Raw genomic sequence first — 18,496 nt, 5'->3', positions numbered from 1 at the left:
GCGACAAGCAGGAGGCCCCTGCCGTGATCACACGGCGGGGGCCTCGTCGCCTCTGCGGCCGGCGGTCAGCCGCCCGCCTTCGTGTCACGCGGCGTGGTGGACGCCGAGGTCCACAACGGATGGGTCCACAGGCCCTGCGCCCGAAGTCTCGGCAGCACGCCCTCGCCGAACCAGTACGCCTCCTCCAGGTGCGGGTATCCGGAGAGGACGAATTCCTCGATGCCGAGGGCGTGATACTCCTTGATCCGCTCTGCGACCTCGTCGTGGCTGCCGACCAGCGCGGTGCCTGCGCCGCCGCGCACCAGACCGATGCCGGCCCACAGATTGCGGTGGATCTCCAGGCCGTCACGGCCGCCACCGTGCAGGGCGAGCATGCGCTGCTGGCCCTCGGACTCGCTGCGGGCGAGGCCCGCCTGGACGGCCTCGACGGCCTCGTGGCCGAAGCCGTCGAGGAGCCGGCCCGCCTCCGCCCACGCCTGCTCGGCCGTGTCACGGGTGATGACGTGGAGCCGGGCCCCGAAGCGAAGGGTGCGGCCGTGCTTCGCGGCCAGCCCCCGGATCCAGGAGATCTTCTCGGCGACCTGGGCGGGCGGCTCGCCCCAGGTCAGGTAGACGTCCGCGTGGCGCGCTGCGACCTCGCCGGCGGCAGGCGAGGAGCCGCCGAAGTAGACCTCCGGTACCGGGTCGGGCAGCCGGGCCAGCCTGGCGTCCTCGACCCGGAGGTGCTCGCCGTCCAGGTCGACGGCCTTGCCCTCCCACAACTCCCGTACGATCTGCAGGAATTCGCCGGTCCGGCGATAGCGCGCGTCCTTGTCGAGGAAGTCGCCGTAGGCGCGCTGCTCGTGGCTCTCCCCACCCGTGACGACGTTGAGCAGGAGCCGGCCGCCGGTGTGCCGCTGGAAGGTCGACGCCATCTGCGCGGCGAGCGTCGGCGAGACGAACCCGGGGCGGAAGGCGACCAGGAATCTGAGCCGTTCCGTGTTCTGGCTGACCATCGCCGTGGTCAGCCAGGCGTCCTCGCACCAGGCGCCGGTGGGGGTGAGCGCTCCGACGAAGCCGAGGTCCTCGGCGGCGCGGGCGATCTGGCTCAGGTAGGCGACTGTCGGCGGCCGGTCGCGTCCTGACTCCGAGGCAGGGGTGCCGTGGCCGCCGCCGACGACGTGGCGGCTGTCACCGCTGGTGGGGAGGAACCAGTGGAAGGTGAGGGACACGCGGGGTCTCCGATCAGGGGGTTCGTCAGAGCACGCCGGGCCGGGGCGTTCGGGTGCTGCCGGGACGTAGCGGCCGAGTGGTCTGTCAGGACGAGGCGAGGAGTCGTCCCGCGTTCGCCAGGACATACCGGGCCACGTTCGAGCCGAGCGTGATCCCGGCCTCGTCGGCCGACCGCGTATGGATGCCGGAGAAGACCCGGGCGTCGACGTTCTCGTCCGAGAGCTGCTTCCAGGTGGTGTACGTCCGGGTCACACCGGGTGCGGTGGGGCTGGTCAGGGGGAACGGGGCGGTACGCGGCCCGGCGAGCGCCGACAGCACGGTCTCCGAGGCGCCCGAGTACGTGGTGTGGCCGCTCGGGTAGTCCGGGTGTGCGGGGGTGGTGTGCAGCGGCGTCCATCCCGGGTCGGGAGCGATGGCGCCGGTACGGATCGCGGTGACGGGACGCCACCGCTCGTAGGCGTACTTGCTGTCGGAGGTGGCGATCTGCGTGTCGACCAGCGCGACGTGGAAGAGCGCGACCAGCCGCGCCTGCCCGGCGGCTCCCTCGCTCGATCGGGAGAGAGCGACGCGCAGCGGCTCGGTGTAGAGGGTGAGGGAGGAGCCGAGCCAGAAGGCGGCCGTCTCGGTCCGGTGGGCGCCGCGCACCGTGCTGTCCGCCGCGCCGTACGCCCGCACCTCCGCGAGATCGTCGGCGTAGCGCCGGGATTCCAGGGCCGGCGGCGGGCCGAGCCGGAACTGGTTCTGTGCCGTGAGCAGGAACGGCTTGGCGAGCCGGTTCCCGTACTGTGTCGCCGGTGCGTACGCGGGTGGCGTCGGCTGCCACACGCCGGGCGCCGCGGGGGGCACGGGGTAGGGCGCGTTGACCGATGCCGGGTCGAGTCCGTCGCTCTCCCTCCATCGGAGAACGAGGTCCGCCTGACGTACTCCGGCCGCGACCCCGCGCTCCTGCGCCGGGCCGTCGGGGATCGCGTCGAGGGTCTTTCTGAACGTCGCGTCCAGCTGCTCCGTACGGCTCGGGATCAGCGTCACCAGCGCACGGTGCACGGCACCGGCGAGGGCGGCCTCCTGGTACGCGCCGCGCTCGACGTCCGCGGGCACGCCGCGGGTGGCTCGGGCGGCCGCTAGCCAACCGATGGCCCAGGTACGGCTGTTGGTGATCTGGGTGGGCGCCCCGGCTGACGCGATGGTCTCCGCCGTGGCGTCGTACCAGGTGAGCGCCGTGGAGGTACGGCCGGCCGCGGCGGACTGCGGGACCGCGGCGGCCTGCGGAACGGCAACGGACGCGGTCAGCAGGGCCGCCGAGCCCAGGGCGACGAGGGCGGGCCGGAATTCGGACGAATTCACGCGTTCTCCTTAGATCTGACCGGTGTGGCCGGGGTGCTCGGTAGGGTCGGGGTGGTGTGGCTGCCGGTCGGCCGCGGCAGTCCGTAGTGATCGCGCAGCGTGGCGCCCTGGTACGCGGTGCGGAACAGGCCGCGCTCGCGCAGGATCGGCACCACGTGCTCGGCGAAGAGGTCGAATCCGCCCGGCAGCCAGGGCGGCATGATGTTGAAGCCGTCGGCCGCCCCGTGTTCGAACCACTCCTGGATCTCGTCGGCGATCCGCTCCGGTGTACCCGCGACCACGCGGTGGCCGCGGGCGCCGGCGAGGCGGTGCAACAGCTGGCGCACGGTGGGCTGTTCGCGGTCGATGATGTCGAGAACCAGCTGGAAGCGGCTGCCGATGCCGCGCTCGCCCCGGGTCTCGATCAGCTCGCGCGGCACCAGGCCGTCGAGCTGGTCGGCACCGAGCTCGATGCCCAGGAGGCGGTGCAGGAGCTGGAGGGAGTACTCGGGCTGAGTGAGTTCGTCGAACTCCTCCTGCAGCGCGCGTGCTTCCGCCTCGGTCGAGCCGATGAACGGACTGATGCCCGGCAGGACGAGGACCCGGCCCGGGTCTCGGCCGAGCGCCGCGGCCCGCGCCTTGATGTCGGCGTAGAACTCCTGGCCGCTGTGGAGAGTCTGGTGCGCGGTGAACACGGCCTCGGCGTAGCGGGCCGCGAACGCGCGGCCCTCCCGTGAGGAACCGGCCTGGACGCAGACCGGTCGGCCCTGGGGCGTGCGAGGTGTGTTGAGCGGCCCGCGCACCTTGAGATGACGGCCCTCGTGGTCGATGGCGCGGATCCGGTCGGTGTCGGCGAAGACGCCCGTCTTCTGGTCGGCGACCAGCGCCTCGTCCTCCCAGCTGTCCCACAGCTCCGTCACGACGTCGACGAACTCGTGTGCCCGGTCGTAGCGTTCGGCGTGCACCGGGTGCTCGTCGAGGCCGAAGTTCTGCGCTGCCTGCGGTGCGCCCGTCGTGACGATGTTCCAGCCGGCCCGGCCCCAGCTGAGATGATCCAGCGACGCGAAGAGGCGCGCCAGATTGTACGGCTCGGTGTAGGTGGTGGACGCCGTGGCGATCAGCCCGATCCGTTCGGTGGCCGCGGCGATGGCGGACAGCCAGGTGAACGGCTCCAGCCGGAAGCGGCTGGCGTAGCGGACGTTGTCGGCGAGGGAAGGGCCGTCCGCGAAGAAGACGGCGTCGAAGGCGGCCTGTTCGGCCGTGCGGGCGAGATCCTGGTAGAAGCGGATGTCCAGGATGCGGCTCGGGTCGGTGCCGTGGTAGCGCCAGGCGGCCTCGTGGTGGCCGCCCGGATAGACGAACAGGTTCAGGTGCAGTTGCCGTCGCGCGGTCATGCCGGGCCGCCCTCCTCCACGAGGTCCACTCCCAGCCGAGCGAGCAGGCGGTCCCGCAGGGCTGCGTACTCGGGGCTGCCGTGGCGGCGCGGTGCCGGGAGCTCCACGGGGAGGTCCGCCGCGATCCGGCCCCGGTCCAGCACCACCACCCGGTCCGCGAGGACGATCGCCTCGTCGACGTCATGGGTGACCAGGAGCACGGCGGGCCGGTGCAGTGCGCACAGCCGGCGCAGCAGTACGTGCATCCTGATCCGGGTGAGGGCGTCCAGCGCGCCGAAGGGTTCGTCGGCGAGCAGCAGGTGCGGTTCGCGTACGAGGGAGCGCGCGAGCGAGACGCGCTGCTGCTCCCCTCCGGACAGTTCGACGGGCCAGGCCCGCTCGCGCCCCTCGAGACCGACTTCGGCGAGGGCGGCTCTGCCGCGCTCTTGGGCGCCCGGTCCGGTCAGCCCCAGGACGACATTGTCGAGCACGCGTTTCCAGGGCAGCAGCCGGGCATCCTGGAAGACGACGGAGACCTGGTCGGGCGCGACGAGTTCGCCGCTCCCCTCCACCTCGTGGTCGAGCCGGGCCAGCGCGCGCAGCAGTGTGCTCTTGCCGGAGCTGCTGCGCCCGAGCAGGGCGACGAACTCACCTGGGGCGATGCTCAGTTCGAGCCCGTCGAGAACCCTGCGTTCACCGAAGGAGCGTACGAGATCGCCGATCCGGACGGCCGTGCGGTCAGTCGCGCGGGGGGTCGCCTGTCCCTCGATGGCGGTCAGTCCGCCAGTGTGCGCCGCCATGACAGCGTCCTCCTCTCCACGAGCCGTACCAGGGCGTCGGAGACGAGCCCGAGGAGCCCGTACACGACGAGGCCGACGATGATGACGTCGGTCTGTCCGTACGTCCGCGCGAGCTCCATCATGTAGCCGATTCCGCTCGTCGCGTTGACCTGTTCGACGACGACCAGCGCGAGCCACGCGGCGGTCACCGCGAAGCGCATCCCCAGCAGGAAGCCGGGAAGAGCGCCGGGCAGTACGACGTGGCGGACGAACCGCAGCCTGCCGAGCCGCACGGTCTCGGCCAGCTCGGCATAGCGGTTGTCGATGGTGCGCAGTCCGTTGTGGGTGTGGATGTAGACCGGCACGAAGACGCCGAGCGCGATCGTGACGACCTTCATCGTCTCGCCGATGCCGAACCACAGGATCAGCAGGGGGATCAACGCGAGTGACGGGACCGCCCGCTTGATCTGCACCGGTCCGTCGATCAACGCCTCGCCCAGCCTGCTGAGCCCGGAGACGACCGCGAGCAGCAGCCCACCGGCCACGCCGAACACCAGGCCCAGCAGGGCGCGTCGGGCGGAGGTCGTGAGGTGGGACTGCAGCCTGCCGTCGGCGATGAGGTCACCTGCCGAGGCCGCGATGGTCCACGGTGCGGGCAGGCTGCGGGCGTCGATGAGGCCTGCGGCGGAGCCTGCCGCCCAGGTTGCGAGCAGCAGCAGCGGGCCGGCGCCCCAGCCGTACGGCACGGGGCGGCCCGGGCCGAGCCGCTTGCGGCTGCGGTGGCGCGACGGGCGCCGGAAGGTGGCGGGCGCTGCTCGCTGCGCAGCCGGGGGCGGCTGCTCGTCGTGCGTCGCAGGCGCCGGCTGCTCGTCGAAGACCGTGGCACTCATGGTGTCTTCCCTTCGCCGTTCCCGTCATCGGCGATGGCGGCGGCGGCCACGGACTCGTATCGCCGGTCGAAGAGGATGTCCGCCTTGAAGGCCTCACGGCGCTGTTTCTTCGCCAGCAGATCGATGGTCTGCTGCTGACGCCGGATGGCGCCGGTCCAGTCCGCCGGAATGTCGGGGTGGCCGATCCGCTCGACGAGATACTCGCCGTCCTCGCGGCTCAGTCCCTGGTGCTTGACGTAATAGCCATCGACCCATTCCTTCGGGTGCTTGTCGATCCAGATCTGGGCCCGCGCCCAGAACGCGATGAGTTCCCTGACGGCGGAGGACTTCTGCGCGTCGCTGACGGTGTCGGTGAGCGCCCACAGGTGCTCGGGGTCGTCCCGCAGACCGTGCTTGACGGTCGTTCCGCCGGCGCTGCCGTATGTGGTCAGATAGCGCTTGACGTTGACGTCTCCGATGGGAGCGGCATCCACCTGGCGATTGCCGAGTGCCGTGGGATAGACGTCATCGGTACTGGCCAGCTCGACCAGCTGGACATCCTTCTGCGTGAGCCCGGCCCGTTCCAGGATCCGCAGCACGAGCGCGCCCTGCGCCTGGCCCGGGCTGTAAGCGATCTTCTTGCCGCGCAGGTCCGCAAGCGTCCTGATGCCCGCCCCGGGAGCGATGCCCAGCTCGTAGACCGGGTGCTGGAGCGGCTCCTTGCGGAACCTCGCCGCCACGAGCTTGGTGTCGAGGCCCGTCCAGTGAGCGTTGATCGACGGGATCTCCGCGGCCGCGCAGAGGTCGAGAGCGCCGGCACGGAAGGCCTCGGAGCACTTCGGTCCGCCGCTGATGTTGGCCCACTCGACCTTGAAGGGAAGCTTGTCGATCTGACCCGACAGCTCCAGCGCGACCCTGAGCTGCGGTGCACCGACGGTCAGGGTGGTGTCGGGGGAGACCGCGGCCGGGATCTTCTCCTCGGAGACGTCTTTGCCGGTTGCCGTGGACTGTGTGGTGCCCGCGCAGGAGGTCAGCAGAAGGGCAGCCGAGAGCGTGGCCGTGAGGGCGGTCGGTAGGGATTTGGGCATGCGCAAGCGAGGGGACATTCATGCCTTCACAGAGCGTGAGAAGCCACAAGGGCGGGGGATGAGCCCGGAACGTGGCGAAAGGGGGAAGCCGAAGCAGTCGGACAGCGCGATGGGATCAGGTACACACCGCGGTGGGGTCAGCTACACACCGCGGTGGCGACGCGCATCAGATCGATGGCCCGCCTCTTCCGAAACCGTTGGGAAATCCGCATACCGGCGAACCTAACCACGGGCCGAAACCCGGTCAACAAGCATCCGTTCGTTCGGCCCCCGCTGCAACGACACTGTCGTAGGCGGGCCATGCGCGCGTTACAACGCGGTCCGGGCCAGGGGGAACGCCCCGGGCTCGCTGCCTCGGACCGGCGGCACCGAGCGGACATCGCCTGATGGCCTGTCAGCCTGGGGAGCGGCGGTGCGCAGGGCGTCGGCGACGCGGGCGACCGGCTCGCTCTCGCGAACAACTCCCACCCCTCCAAGCTGATCAGCGCCCTCAGCGCCGCCGGTGGTCCCCCTACGACTACCGGCAGATCGACCCGGTCAACGTCGCCGACGGCGGGTGGGGGATCAGGGAATCACCTGTTCCGTCCAGATGATCTTTCCCGTCTTGGTGTAGCGCGTGCCCCACCGGCGGGCGAGCTGCGCGACGATCAACAGGCCCCGTCCTCCCTCGTCCGTGGTCCGGGCGTGGCGCAGGCGAGGCGAGGTGCTGCTCGCGTCGGACACTTCGCAGATCAGGGCACGGTCCCGGATCAGCCGCAGAACGATCGGGCCCCTCGCATGACGGATGGCGTTGGTGACCAGCTCGCTGACGATCAGCTCCGTGGTGAACGTCAGATCGTCCAGGCCCCATGCCGACAGTTGCCGGCCGGCGACGCTGCGGGCGTGTGCGACGGCGGCGGGGTCCGAGGGCAGGTCCCAGGACGCGACCCGGTCCGAGCCCAGCAGGCGGGTCCGGGCAAGGAGCAGGGCGGCATCGTCGCGCGGCGGGACGGCCAGCAGCGCGTCGACCACGTTGTTGCCTGTCTCCTGCAGAGACGGGCCGGGCACCGCGAGTGTGCCGCTCAGCTTGGAGAGCCCGACGTCGATGTCCCGGTCCGGAGCCCGGATGAGGCCGTCGGTGTACAGCCCGATGAGGCTGCCCTCGGCCAGTTCCAGTTCCCCCGACTCGAAGGGCAGGGAGCCGAGGCCGAGCGGCGGTCCGGCGGGCAGATCCAGGAAGTCGACGGCGCCGTCGGGTCCGACGATCACAGGCGGGAGGTGACCGGCCCGGGCCAGTGTGCACAGCCCCGTGACCGGGTCGTACACGGCGTACAGGCAGGTGGCCCCCATCATCGCGGTGCCCACGCTCTCGTTCTCGGCCGATGTCGGCTCACCGCCGCCGCGCGACTCGATGAGGCCGATGACCAGGTCGTCCAGGTGGGCCAGCAGTTCGTCGGGGGGGAGGTCCAGATTGGCCAGCGTGCGCACCGCCGTGCGGAGCCGCCCCATGGTCGCCGCGGAATGGATGCCGTGCCCGACCACGTCCCCGACGACCAACGCGACCCGGGCCCCGGAGAGGGGAATCACGTCGAACCAGTCACCGCCCACGCCGGTCGGCGCATCCGCCGGGCAGTACCACGATGCCACCTCCAGGGCGGATCCTCCGGTCAGCTCCTGCGGCAGCAGGTATTGCTGCATCGACCGGGCCGCGGTCCGCTCGCGGGTGAAGCGGCGTGCGTTGTCGATGGACACAGCGGCACGGGAGACGAGTTCCTCGGCGAGACGTACGTCGTCCTCCTCGAAGGGCCACGGGCGTCCGGACCGGACGAACGTCGCCGCGCCCAGGGTGACGCCGCGGGCCCGCACCGGCACCACCATCACCGAGCGGAGGTCGAACCGACGGATGGCGGGGCCCAGCGACGGGTCCATGGCCACCCACGCCTCGGGGGAGTGTTCCAGGTCCTCCACCAGGGTCCTGCTCTCCAGCAGGCAGCGGGCGACGGGCGAGGACGGCGCGCGCTGGACCACATCCCCCACGGCCAGTCGCGCCTCCGGGCTCCCCTCGCGGACCGACCTCTGCCCCGCGCGGCGGATGACGGGTCCGAGGTCGACCGGCCCGGGAGCGGGCTCCTCGCCCCTGATGACCGACTCCAGCAGGTCGACGGCGACGAAGTCGGCGACGGAGGGCACGGCGTTGTCGGCCAGTTCCTGCGCGGTCAGCTGCACATCCAGCGTGCTGCCGATACGAGCACTGGCGTCGTTCAGGAGGGCGAGGCGCTCCTGTGCCCGCCGGCGCTCGGTCACGTCGATGATCATGTACCAGACGCCCACCTGCCGGCCTCGGCGGTCCTTCATGACGAAGAACGAGGCCGAGTACGCCCGCTCCCGGTAGGGCTCGCCATAGCCGAAGCCGCTGAACTCGTGGTCCATCACCGGAGCCCCGGTCCGCAGGACGGTCCGCATTCTCTCCTCGAACGCCTCCGCCGTGGGCCCCGGCAGTACCTCCTTCACCTGGCGCCCCAGTCGTCGTTCCGGTGGCATCAGCCGCCCCAGCACCTTGTTCACCCAGACGTAGCGCAGATCGGTGTCCAGGACGGCCACACCGACCGGCGCGTCGGACAGGAACGGCACGAGCAGCAGCTGGCTGACCCCGCCTCCCGGCATCCGCCAGAAAGCACGCTGCGGTGGCCGGCCGACGAACCTGCCGAAGACCAGCGCGGCGGCCGTGGCGACCAGCACGCCCGGAACCATCTCGTAGATGCCCGACTCGAGCGGCCCGAGCAGCGGATTGATCCTGTCCCACAGGAGCACCGTGGCCGCGCCCGACACGATTCCGGCCATGGCCCCCGCCCAGGTCATACGCGGCCAGTACAGCGACAGGAGGACGACCGGTCCGAAGGCCGCACCGAAGCCCGCCCAGGCGTAGGCGACGATGTTCAGTACGCCGCCGCCCCCCAGCGCGACCAGGCAGGCGACCGTGATCACCACCACCACGGCACCGCGACCGACCCACACCAGCGTCCTGTCCGAGGCGCGCCGTCTGAGGAACGCCCGGTAGAAGTCCTCCGTGAGGGCGACGGAGGACACCAGGAGCTGGCTGTCCGCGGTCGACATGATCGCGGCCAGTACCGCGACCAGCATCAGCCCGGCGATCCAGGGGTTGAGCAGGGTCTCGCTCAGGACGATGAAGACGGTTTCCGGGTTGTCCAGGGGGGTGCCGGGCTGCGCGATTCCCACGAGGCCGACGAGAATGGCGCCGGTGAGCACGACCAGCACCCAGACCGTGCCGATGCGCCGGGCCGCCGGGACGGCCCGGGGGCTGCGGATGCCCATGAAGCGGGCCAGGATGTGCGGCTGACCGAAGTAGCCGAGACCCCAGGCGAGGAGCGAAACGATCGCCACGGCGCCGAGCGACCCGCCCGCCGTCCACCGGCCGTCGACGAAGTCGGCCTCGGCCCCGAGGTCCAGCAGGGTCGGTGTCTTGCTGTCGAGGGAGTCCGCCAGGGAGCCGAAGCCCCCGAGCGCCGCGATACCGACCAGGGGGAGTACGAGCAGGGCGACGAACATCAGAGTGCCCTGCATGACGTGCGTCAGGCTGACGGCGAGGAAGCCGCCGAGACACGCATAGGTCACGATCACCAGAGCGGTCAACACCGCCCCGAGTTCGAAGGCGACGCCGAATACCTGCTCGAACAGCAGCCCCCCGGCCACCAGACCGCTGGCGACGTAGACGGTGAAGAACACGACGGTGACGGCTGCCGAGACCATCCGGAGCATCCGGGTGCGGTCCTCGAAACGCTCCTCCAGGTAGGCCGACAGGCTGACGGCGTTACCGGCCCGCTCGGTGTAGGTACGCAGCCTCGGCGCGACGAGTAGCCAGTTCAGATAGGTGCCGGCGGCCAGACCTACGGCGATCCAGCTCGCGCCGATGCCCGCGGCGTAGACGGCCCCGGGGAGGGCCAGGAACAGCCAGCCGGACATGTCGCTCGCGCCGGCGGACAGCGCCGCGACCGGCGCGCTGAGCCTGCGCCCGCCCAGGGCGAAGTCGGCGAAGGTACGAGTCCGGGTGTAAGCCCAGATTCCCACCGCGATCACGGCCACCACGTAGACGATGAACGTGGCCAGAACCGGCGCGCTCAGGTCGGACATGTCTTCCTCGCTCGGGAGGCGGATGAGCAGGCAACAACGTCGGCTCAGCTGCAGCTCGCCCTGGCACAAATGTACCGACTACGGGGTCTGAGAACTCCTCACGAAATGATCTTCAAGGTGATTGGATCACTCCGGGACTGATGATCCAGGGGTGCTGGGTGGCTCGGCCGAAGCCGTGGGAAGCCGACGCCGAGCTGTGGGCGGTGGTCGAGCCACTGCTGCCCAAGGCCTGGCGTCGGGCCCGGCACCCCGGGCGTAAGCGGCATCCGGACCGGCTGCTGTTCCAGGGCATCCCATCGCGGCAGCCGATGTCGTCGACGCTCTCGCCGACGTCGCCACCGCCTCGCCGCTCCGGGGCACGGTCGACGTCGGCGGCCCCGATGTCTTCCCCCTGGACCAGATCGGCCGCCTCACCGTCACCACCCAGCCCCGGCCTGCCCACTCGCCGCCGTAGAGGCTCGCCCAGCCATGTGATCCGCGCGCCGGTACACCCGGACCAACGATCCGAGGGCCGGCTGCCGGGCCGGGCCGTGGCCCGGCAGGCTCAGGTGAGCTCGGTGAGGATGTCGGAGACGGCACCGGGGCGTCCGGGCCTCAGGAGGTTCTCGAAGAGAGTCATGACCAGTTCGTCGGTCTCGTCCAGAACATGGTGGCGTCGCGGCTGACGTGGCCGTCCTGGGGGCGGAAGCCGTGCTTGGCGAACGAGGCCATTCGGGTGCCGTCCCGCACTGCGTCGGCACTCTGCCCGCCGGTGTGAAGGAACGCGTAACTCCGGCCGTAGACGAGGGCACGACCGGCTCCCCGACGGCGCCCGCTGTGGGCGCCATGGCTGGCGAACGCCTGCTCATCGTGCGGACGCAGTGTGACCGGGGTGGGTGTCCGGGCAGGCCGCGACGGACCGTTGGTCTCGAATGCGCGGCTGGTGACCGCGTTCTGCCGCTTGGCGAACCAGCCGGTGAAGTGCGGCACAGGCTCGATGGCGACGGGCGCCCGGACCTGTCCAGAGGGGTCGATCACATCGGCGCGGGTGCGCGCCTCGTCGACATCGATGCGCCAACCACCGCGGGTGGGCCGACGCCAGAGGGGGATATCTTCTGCCATCACGGGCGCTGCCAAAGCGGGCCTGAATCGCAGCATCCTCGACGCGGGTTGGGACATCTTCCTGAGCATCCTGGCGAACAAGGCTGAGAGCGCCGGTCGCCGAGTGATCCCGGTGGATGCCCGCAACACCTCCCGCACTTGCCCCGAATGCGGGCACGTCGCGAAGGAAAACCGCCCCACACAGAACAAGTTCGAGTGCACAGCGTGCGGTTTCACGGCCAACGCCGATCACGTAGGCGCACTCAATGTGCTCAGCAGGGCCGGGCTGGTCCTCTGCGCGGAGGCCTAGCCACCGACGCAGGAAGCCCGCGACTTCAGTCGTGGGTGGAGTCACGGTCACAGCCTCTCAGACGCGGCCCGGCCGGATGGCGGGTTCCCTCGCCCGACCCCTGCCGACGAGCCGACTGCACTGCCGAGAACGACAGGAAGCCCCGGCAACCAGGTCAGGTTGCCGGGGCTGCCTCTCGCTGTCGTGCGCACCGTGGATGTGACGAGCGCCTGGGCCGACGCCTCACGGCGGGACTCGTGTGGGTGACAGCCGGCGATTACGCGCCCGGCTGGTCCGCCGGCCGTTGACCTCTCGGACGCCGGACCGCGCCAGACCGCGCAGTGAGGGAGAGGCTCACCATTGCCTGTGCCAGTACAGGGCGTTCATCGTTGCTCGCAAGGGTGCGGCGCCGCGCGTCAGGGATCCCCAGGCGCCGCCGTTGTTGGTGTACCGGAGTGGGTACACGCCCGTCCTGTGGGTACGCAGCGCCGAGTGGTCGAGGTTCGACCGCTCCGAGTAGCGCACGAGGTGCTGCGCCCATATGTCGGTGGGGGCGGCGTTCCCGGCACTGACGCTCCAGTCGGCGTTCGAGCCGATGAGGGTCCAGTCCGTTCCTCCCTGTGCTTGGGGGAGTTCGGTTCCGAGCCAGCGCCGGAATGTGCTGTTCGGGTACATCTCCTGGCACTGCCGGTTGATGACGCAGTGGGCGGCCCGCACGCCCTTGTGCGGGGTGCCCAGCGTGACGACGTCTTCCACGAACAGTGTGTCCGGCCAGGTCGGGTCGCCCTGTTCGTATCCGGCCACCGCAGCCCGGGCGATGAGCCCGCCCATGGAATGGCCGACGAGGTCGACGGTCTGTCCCTTGGAGGAGTACATCGTGTGGATCTTCCAGGCGAGTTCACGTCCCAGCTCCTTCAGGGACGTGTCAGCGGTGCCCTGTCCGTCGGGGTCGATCCGCACATCGCACCCTGCGTCGTCTGTTGCGTAGAACCCGACGCGGTGCAACTCCCCTTTCCACTTCGACTTGTCGAACAGCCTGACGGCGGATTTCCACTTGTCGCCGCACTTGTCGCCGGGCGTGTACCCCTTGATGAAGAAGACCGGACGCAGCTTGCTGTTCTCCCGTGGAGGCGCTGAGGCCCCGATCCCGGGCCGGCCGGTCGTGGTGGCATCGGAGGGTGTGACAGCGCCGGCCGCGGTGGTCGCCGTGAGCAGGAGAGCGACGCTCACCGTGGACGTCGCGGGGACGAACGGAGTCTCATGGGTGAACTCCCGGTGTTTGTGGACTCTGACAGTCGTCGACTGTTCCGCAGAGGCCACTCTCCCACCAGGTTGTTTCCCTGTCCGGGACACGTCTGGGCTGTCCCGGACAGCCCAGACCGCAGGAGCACCGCTGTCCCTCTTCGACGCCTTGCGCCTCCAATTCGTGCCTAGGACGCCCCAGCCGGTGCATTCCGGCCGGTTCCGGCAAGCCGGTGGTCGCGAAACGCCCCATGAGGGCGGTGCGTGCCGTCAGAGGCAGGCGTCAGGGGCGGATTCCGTCGCAGGCGATGGGCAGGTGTCGTGGCCCGCGGAGTACGGCGTTCTGCCGGTAGGGGGGTGGGTCCTCCAGCAGGCGTGGGTTCTCGAGTCTGCGGGCGAGTTCTGACAGGGCGAGTTGGGCCTCGAGCCGGGCGAGTGGTGCGCCGAAGCAGCTGTGGATGCCGCTGCCCAGGCCGAGGTGCTGGATGTCCTGGCGGTCCGGGTCGAAGCGGTCGGGGTTCTCGAAGCGCTGGGGATCGCGGTTGCCGGCTGCCAGGACCAGCCAGAGGGAGGCGCCTTTGGGGATGGTGGTGCCGTGGATCTCGATGTCCGCGACGGTCGTGCGCTGCGGCACCAGTTGTACGGGCGGTTCGAAGCGGAGCAGTTCCTCGACGATGGGCACGGCGAGCCGTGGGTCGGTCCGCAGCCGTTGCAGGATGTCGGGGTTGCGCAGCAGGGTCAGCATTCCGTTGGTGACGAGGTTGACGGTGGTCTCGTGTCCCGCGATCAGCAGCAGCGCGGCGGTGCTGAGCAGTTCCATCGTGGTCATCGTGCCGTCCTGGCCTTTGGCCGTGGCCAGCTCGGAGAGCATGTCGTCCTTGGGGTTCTTGCGGCGCTCCTCGATCAGACCGGCCAGGTACATGCCCAATTGCATACGGGCGTCGTGCGAGATTTTGCCCCGCTCAGTGGGGTCCGCGTCCGGATCGGGGTCCAGGCTCGCGGCGATGGTGTCCGCCCAGGTGTGGAAGCGTGCCTCGTCCTCGCGCGGCACCCCGAGCAGCCGGCAGATCACCGTCACGGGGAAGGGGTAGGAGAACTGGTCGACCAGGTCGATCCGACCGGTGTCGCCGATGCCGTCGATGAGGCCGGAGACGATGTCGTGGAGTTCTTGGCGCATCCCGTCGACTCGGCGGGGGGAGTGCGGAGGGCCGAAGGGCCGGTTGGTCATGCGACGCAGCCGGTCGTGTTCCGGCGGGTCGAGCCGCAGGAAGCCGGGGGGCAGGGCGCTCTCCTCTTCCTGGGCCGAATCGGCCAGCGGGTCCTGGGTGGTCGAGGCCAGATTGCGGGCGTCGGAGCTGATGCGAGGGTCGTGCAGGAGGCTGCGGATCTCGTAGTAGGTGCTGACGACGTACGGCCCGTCCGCTTCCTGGTGGACCGGTGTCTTGCGCAGCTCCTCGTAGATCGGGTACGGATTGGCGCGGTTGGCGTAGTCCAGGATCTGGTGCAGCAGGGATGGCGTCATGGCGGGTCCTCGTGGCCGTGGCGGGTCAGTGTGCGGGGGTGAACGTCATCCGGCGGTCGGCCGGTGAGTATCCGCTGAGGGTCACAGTGGGGCCGTGGGTGGGGATCGACGGGTCGGGGAAGTCGGCGTCCATCGGCCGCTGTCCGTCCGAGCGCCGGTCGATGGTGGGGAACGGCGGCGGGAACGGTGCGGTGGTCTCGATCTGTTCCTGGTAGAACGGCAGCCACCGGGCATGGTCGAAGGCGACCGCGCCGATGACGCGTCCCTGGTATCCGTAGACGCCGATGAACCGGTGATCGTCGAGTGTGCCCTGGGAGATGACGATCTCGGTGCCCAGCGACGGCACACCGACGGACTTGATGTTCACGCCGAACTGTGAGGACCAGAAGGCCGGCACCCACATGTGGGGGATGCGGTCGGTGCTCTCGCTGAGCATGTTGTGTGCCGCGGTCCTGGCCTGCGAGACGGCGTTGCCCCAGTGCTCCAGCGACAGGAACTGGTAGCCGAACAGGGCGTGCGGGGAGCGGGCGACGTCGCCGGCGACGAAGATGTCGTCGGTCACGATTCCGCGGATGTCGAAGGCGCGGCAGCCGGCGTCGCAGGCGATGCCGCGGGGCCCGGCGCCGAGTCCGGACCCGGCGAGCCACTCGGTGTTGCGGGTGGCGCCGAGCGAGACGACCACCACGTCGGTCTCGACGGTGGAGCCGTCGGACAGGTGCGCGGCGCGCACCCGCCCCGAGGCGTCGCCCTCCAACGCGGTCACCATGACCCCGCAGCGCAGGTCGACGCCGTGCTTGCGCTGGAGGTCGGCGGCGACCGCGCCGACGACCCCGCCGAGTGCGCCGACCAGGGGCGCCGCGCCGCGTTCGGCGACGGTGACGGGGACGCCGCGTTCGCGGCAGGCGGAGGCGATCTCCGAGCCGGTGAACCCGGCGCCGATGACGAAGACCCGTTTGGGGCCCTCGGCGAGCCGCCGTGCGAGCGCGGCGCTGTCGTCGCGGGTCCGCAGCACGAAGACGCCGTCGAGTTCCGCCTCGGCCTCGCGCGGCCACGGTCGTGCCCGCACGCCGGTGGCGATCAGCAGCCGGTCGTACGGCACCTCGTCGCCGTCGGCCAGCCGCACCCGCTTGGCGGCCATGTCCAGGCCGGTGGCCGGGACGCCGAGACGCCAGGTCGCGTCGAGGGCGCGGCGCCTGGGCAGTGCGGTGCGGTCCGCGGTGGACATGCCCAGCAGCACCTGCTTGGACAGCGGGGGCCGGTCGTACGGCTCGTACGGCTCGTCGCCGATCATTGTCAGGGAACCGGCGAAGCCCTTGTCGCGGAGCGTCTCCGCGGCGCGCAGGCCCGCCAGCGAGGCGCCGACGACGACGATACGGCCCTCGCGTCTGAGTCTTTCCAGCCATCCGTCAGCGTTCACCGGACACCGCCTCGGCCGGTGAGTCCACCGCGTCGACGAGGATGGCCTGGACGGGGCATGCCGCGGCGGCCTGCGCCAGTTTCCCGCGCTGTGCCTCGTCGGTTTCCGGGGTGTACAGCAGCCCCTCCTCGCCGTGCATCGCGAAGACGTCGGGGGCGAGAAACGCGCACTGCGCGTACCCCTGACAGTGGTTCAGGTCAACGACAAGCCTTACCAAGGGAACGGTCCTCTCTGATCGTCCGGCCCCCGCGACCACCCTCTGCGGCCGGAGGGGATACGGCGACGAGGGCGGACCGTTCGGGTGAGTGCTGTGGCCGGTCAGGCCGGGGCGGCGGGCCGGGGGCCGGCGGGGCGTCGGCCCGACAGGATGTACAGGCCGACGATCAGCGCCCAGGCCGGGAAGACCAGTTCGGACCAGGGCAGGTCCGCTCCCACCACGAGCAGTGTCAGACCCGCGAGGTAGCCGAGGACGACGAGCGGGCGGGGGAAGACGCCGAGGCGGCGGCCGATGGCCGAGGTCGTGAAGATGAACACGGCCGCCATCCGCATGGCGTACGTGGTCAGCAAGGTGTAGGCGAAATGGCGGCCGAACGGCGAGTGCTGCTGACTCTCGTCCAGCACGGTCCCAGCCGCCGCGGCACTGGCGAACAGCGTGGCGACGAAGACGAGGCCGCTGCCCAGGAACACGGTGGACACGAACCGGTCCTCTTCGTCACCGGCCTGCTCGCGCAGGGCTCCCATGAACCACAGGAAGGCGATCCCGGCGAACGGGAGCAGCGCCAGCGCTGTCTGCACAGCGCTCCGCTGCCCGGCATCGACGGCGATGTCGTCCCCGTCGGCTCCCCCGGGCAGGGCGATGCGCACCAGGACGATCGCCGCGGCCATCAGGATCGCGAACACGACCCCGGCGGTCCCGGCGGCCCGTGGTGTCCCGAGGCGCTCGTGCTTGTGGACCATGGTTCCTCGCTCTCTGTCCGCACTTCCTTCGTCCAGACAGCAGCGATCCGCGGATTCGTGCCACCGGGGCCGCCCGGAAGGCCGAGCCACGACCCCCGGTCGCCCGTCTGGGCCGTGGCTTCCGGCTTCGGCCCTATGGCCGAGTGGTACCGGAATCAGCCCGTTCGTACGGCTGGACGGCGGCATCGAGCCGCAAGCCGGTTGAACATCTCAGGAGCCACAGCCGTATCTCCTGCTGCGCGCCGTGCCAGCCGCCGAACAGCTCCCGGACGACAGAAACGAAGAATTCTCCATGCCGATCCAGGAGGCACCATGCGTCCGAACCGACGGGCAGCACACACCAGGGCTTCGATGCGAATGGTCGCGGTCGCCGTCGCGATCTGCGCCGTCGCTGCCACCTTGCTGATTCTCGTACGGGGCAGTGGCGGCGAAGCGTCCGCCAGCTCGGCGGACGGGACCGGGCAACACGGCGGCCGCTCGGCCACCACCCGCTCACAGGCGCCGGCGCACGCAGGTCCCCAGCCCGTGACCGAAGTGGACAAGACCTTCCTCGTCAAGGTCCGCCAAGCGGGCCTGTGGGAGATCCCCGCCGGCCGACTGGCGCAGACCCACGCGGACAGTGAAGCGGTGAAGCGTGCCGGGCTGCATCTGATCGACGGCCACAGCAAGCTCGACCAGCTCGTGCGCGAGGACGCCAGGATCCTCGGCGTCTCGCTGCCGAACCAGGCCACAGAGGAACAGCAGGACTTCGTCCGACGGCTGGAGAGCGCCCGCGGAGCCGAGTTCGACCGCCTCTTCGCCAACTTGCTGCGTGCCTCGCACGGCAAGATCTTCGCCACCATCGGCGAGGTGAGGGCCGCCACCCAGAACGACCTCATCCGCCGTCATGCGCGCCAGGCCAACCAGACCGTACTGGACCACATGGAAGTCCTGGAGGACACGGGGCTCGTCGACAGCGCCACCTTCCAGGAAGTGGAAGCCGCCGTCACGCCCGCATAGGCGGCGACGGGGAAGGGCCGACGGACGCACAGAGGGGCCTCCACACCCCTGGCGCACACCTTTGCACTGTGCAATTCTTACCGGCGAGGAGGGCCCGGCACACGGCCGGCCCTTGCCCGGGAGCCCGGCACTGGCACGGTGACGCAGCTCGACACGGCACCCCGGCCCGTTGTCCCGGAGCCCTCCTCGCCAGAACCGCGCCAGCCTGCCGAAGCCGC

General features: G+C 70.5%; 14 protein-coding genes and 2 pseudogenes. 3 read left to right on the top strand and 13 right to left on the bottom strand.

All coding sequences use genetic code 11. The annotated features are described in order from the left end of the window. Nucleotides 1-65 precede the first annotated feature (65 nt). The 7 genes from ACWD0A_RS12570 to putP form a co-directional block, all read right to left on the bottom strand. Nucleotides 66-1,211 (bottom strand): LLM class flavin-dependent oxidoreductase, encoded by a 1,146-nt coding sequence (locus tag ACWD0A_RS12570; protein WP_451297299.1) that lies wholly within the window; start codon nucleotides 1,209-1,211, stop codon nucleotides 66-68. Between the two features lie 85 nt (nucleotides 1,212-1,296). After that, nucleotides 1,297-2,556, bottom strand: a complete 1,260-nt coding sequence (locus tag ACWD0A_RS12565) for a vanadium-dependent haloperoxidase (protein WP_451297297.1) — start codon at nucleotides 2,554-2,556, stop codon at nucleotides 1,297-1,299. Further along, entirely contained in the window at nucleotides 2,553-3,929 is a 1,377-nt protein-coding gene (locus tag ACWD0A_RS12560; RefSeq protein ID WP_451297295.1) for an LLM class flavin-dependent oxidoreductase, read from the bottom strand. The genes ACWD0A_RS12565 and ACWD0A_RS12560 overlap by 4 nt, the downstream gene beginning before the upstream one ends. Next, a complete protein-coding gene (locus tag ACWD0A_RS12555; protein WP_451297293.1) occupies nucleotides 3,926-4,708 on the bottom strand; it encodes an ABC transporter ATP-binding protein in 783 nt (260 codons plus the stop codon). Before ACWD0A_RS12555 ends, ACWD0A_RS12560 begins: the two co-directional genes overlap by 4 nt. Further along, entirely contained in the window at nucleotides 4,684-5,577 is an 894-nt protein-coding gene (locus ACWD0A_RS12550; protein WP_451297291.1) for an ABC transporter permease, read from the bottom strand. The genes ACWD0A_RS12555 and ACWD0A_RS12550 overlap by 25 nt, the downstream gene beginning before the upstream one ends. Further along, a complete protein-coding gene (locus ACWD0A_RS12545; RefSeq protein WP_451297289.1) occupies nucleotides 5,574-6,644 on the bottom strand; it encodes an ABC transporter substrate-binding protein in 1,071 nt (356 codons plus the stop codon). The genes ACWD0A_RS12550 and ACWD0A_RS12545 overlap by 4 nt, the downstream gene beginning before the upstream one ends. A gap of 564 nt (nucleotides 6,645-7,208) precedes the next feature. Then, a complete protein-coding gene (gene putP, locus ACWD0A_RS12540; protein WP_451297287.1) occupies nucleotides 7,209-10,772 on the bottom strand; it encodes a sodium/proline symporter PutP in 3,564 nt (1,187 codons plus the stop codon). Between the two features lie 158 nt (nucleotides 10,773-10,930). Here putP and ACWD0A_RS12535 point away from each other — a divergent pair. Beyond that, nucleotides 10,931-11,065: pseudogene (locus tag ACWD0A_RS12535) on the top strand (IS5/IS1182 family transposase); the annotation flags it as partial. A 322-nt stretch (nucleotides 11,066-11,387) separates the two neighbouring features. Here the strand turns inward: ACWD0A_RS12535 and ACWD0A_RS12530 are convergent. Further along, entirely contained in the window at nucleotides 11,388-11,942 is a 555-nt protein-coding gene (locus ACWD0A_RS12530) for a hypothetical protein (protein ID WP_451297564.1), read from the bottom strand. Here ACWD0A_RS12530 and ACWD0A_RS12525 point away from each other — a divergent pair. Then, nucleotides 11,878-12,162: pseudogene (locus ACWD0A_RS12525) on the top strand (RNA-guided endonuclease InsQ/TnpB family protein); the annotation flags it as partial. The gene ACWD0A_RS12530 and the pseudogene ACWD0A_RS12525 overlap by 65 nt on opposite strands. 333 nt (nucleotides 12,163-12,495) lie before the next feature. Here ACWD0A_RS12525 and ACWD0A_RS12520 read toward each other — a convergent pair. From ACWD0A_RS12520 to ACWD0A_RS12500, 5 genes are all read right to left on the bottom strand, one after another. Then, complete coding sequence (locus ACWD0A_RS12520; RefSeq protein WP_451297285.1) at nucleotides 12,496-13,371, bottom strand: esterase/lipase family protein; 876 nt, start codon at nucleotides 13,369-13,371, stop codon at nucleotides 12,496-12,498. A gap of 295 nt (nucleotides 13,372-13,666) precedes the next feature. Beyond that, entirely contained in the window at nucleotides 13,667-14,905 is a 1,239-nt protein-coding gene (locus ACWD0A_RS12515) for a cytochrome P450 (RefSeq protein WP_451297283.1), read from the bottom strand. A 25-nt stretch (nucleotides 14,906-14,930) separates the two neighbouring features. Next, on the bottom strand, nucleotides 14,931-16,322 hold the full coding sequence (locus tag ACWD0A_RS12510; protein WP_451297281.1) for an NAD(P)/FAD-dependent oxidoreductase: 1,392 nt from the start codon (nucleotides 16,320-16,322) through the stop codon (nucleotides 14,931-14,933). Beyond that, nucleotides 16,312-16,539 carry a ferredoxin gene (locus tag ACWD0A_RS12505; RefSeq protein WP_451297279.1) on the bottom strand — a complete coding sequence of 76 codons (228 nt, stop codon included), beginning with the start codon at nucleotides 16,537-16,539 and terminating at the stop codon, nucleotides 16,312-16,314. Before ACWD0A_RS12505 ends, ACWD0A_RS12510 begins: the two co-directional genes overlap by 11 nt. A 101-nt stretch (nucleotides 16,540-16,640) precedes the next feature. After that, nucleotides 16,641-17,279 carry a hypothetical protein gene (locus tag ACWD0A_RS12500; protein ID WP_451297277.1) on the bottom strand — a complete coding sequence of 213 codons (639 nt, stop codon included), beginning with the start codon at nucleotides 17,277-17,279 and terminating at the stop codon, nucleotides 16,641-16,643. A gap of 525 nt (nucleotides 17,280-17,804) precedes the next feature. Between ACWD0A_RS12500 and ACWD0A_RS12495 the strand changes: the two genes are divergently transcribed. Next, complete coding sequence (locus tag ACWD0A_RS12495; RefSeq protein ID WP_451297275.1) at nucleotides 17,805-18,278, top strand: DUF4142 domain-containing protein; 474 nt, start codon at nucleotides 17,805-17,807, stop codon at nucleotides 18,276-18,278. The last annotated feature ends 218 nt before the right edge of the window (nucleotides 18,279-18,496 follow it).

It is taken from the genome of Streptomyces sp. NPDC002867 (assembly GCF_053591895.1).
The sequence above is the reverse complement of the archived record's forward strand: the minus strand, read 5'-3'. Positions and strand labels throughout refer to the sequence as shown.